Origin of the sequence: Streptomyces sp. NPDC059909, from assembly GCF_042730885.1 — a bacterium.
Classification (GTDB): Bacteria; Actinomycetota; Actinomycetes; order Streptomycetales; family Streptomycetaceae; genus Streptomyces.
Genome location: NZ_JBHWKX010000263.1, coordinates 1 through 1,091 on the forward strand (window position 1 = coordinate 1; position 1,091 = coordinate 1,091).

At 76.0% G+C, this 1,091-nt stretch carries 1 protein-coding gene; it reads left to right on the forward strand.

The features are described from left to right. Positions 1-1,091: beta-ketoacyl synthase N-terminal-like domain-containing protein (locus tag ACFV9O_RS40720; RefSeq protein WP_385428195.1), on the forward strand; the 1,091-nt coding region annotated here is incomplete at both ends.

A 1,091-nucleotide genomic window follows, 5' to 3' on the forward strand; every position in this document is an offset into this window, starting at 1 on the left:
CGTCTCGCCCTCCGGCACCGCCGGCGGCAGCGTGGTGTCCGGTCGCCTGTCGTACACCTTCGGCTGGGAGGGCCCGGCCGTCACCGTGGACACGGCCTGCTCCTCGTCCCTGGTCGCGCTGCACCTCGCGGTACAGGCGCTGCGCTCCGGCGAGTGCTCGCTCGCCGTGGCCGGCGGCGCCACCGTGATGTCGACGCCCGGCATGTTCGTCGAGTTCAGCCGCCAGCGGGGCCTCTCCGCCGACGGCCGCTGCAAGGCGTTCGCCGGCGCGGCGGACGGCGTCGGCTGGGCGGAGGGCGTCGGCGTCCTCTTGGTGGAGCGGCTCTCCGACGCCGTGCGCAACGGCCACCGCGTGCTGGCCGTCGTCAAGGGCACGGCCGTCAACCAGGACGGCGCCTCCAACGGCTTCACCGCGCCCAACGGCCCCTCCCAGCAGCGCGTCATCCGCCAGGCCCTGCGGGGCGCCGGAGTGCCCGCCTCCGAGGTGGACGTGGTCGAGGCGCACGGCACCGGCACCACCCTCGGCGACCCCATCGAGGCCCAGGCGCTGCTCGCCACCTACGGCCAGGACCGGCCCGGGGACCGGCCGCTGCTGCTCGGCTCCGTCAAGTCCAACATCGGGCACACCCAGGCCGCCGCCGGCGTCGCCGGCGTCATCAAGACCGTCATGGCGATGCGCCACGGGGTCCTGCCGCGCACGCTGCACGTCGACCGGCCCTCGACCCACGTCGACTGGGAGGCCGGGGCGGTACGGCTGCTCGTGGAGGAGTCGGCCTGGCCCGACAGCGGCCGCCCCCGCCGCGCGGGCATCTCGTCCTTCGGCATCAGCGGCACCAACGCGCACACCATCATCGAGCAGGCGCCCGCCCCGGAGGCCCCCGAGGAGGCCGGGACGGACGCCGGACCGAGGCCGACACCGACCGTCGTGCCGTGGCCGGTGTCGGCCAGGTCCGAGCAGGCCCTCGACGCGCAACTCGGCCGCCTCACCTCCACCACCGGGCCGAACAGAGCGGCCCCGCCCGACGTCGGCCACTCCCTGGCCACCGAGCGCTCCCGCTTCGACCACCGCGCCGTGCTCCTCGCGGACCCCA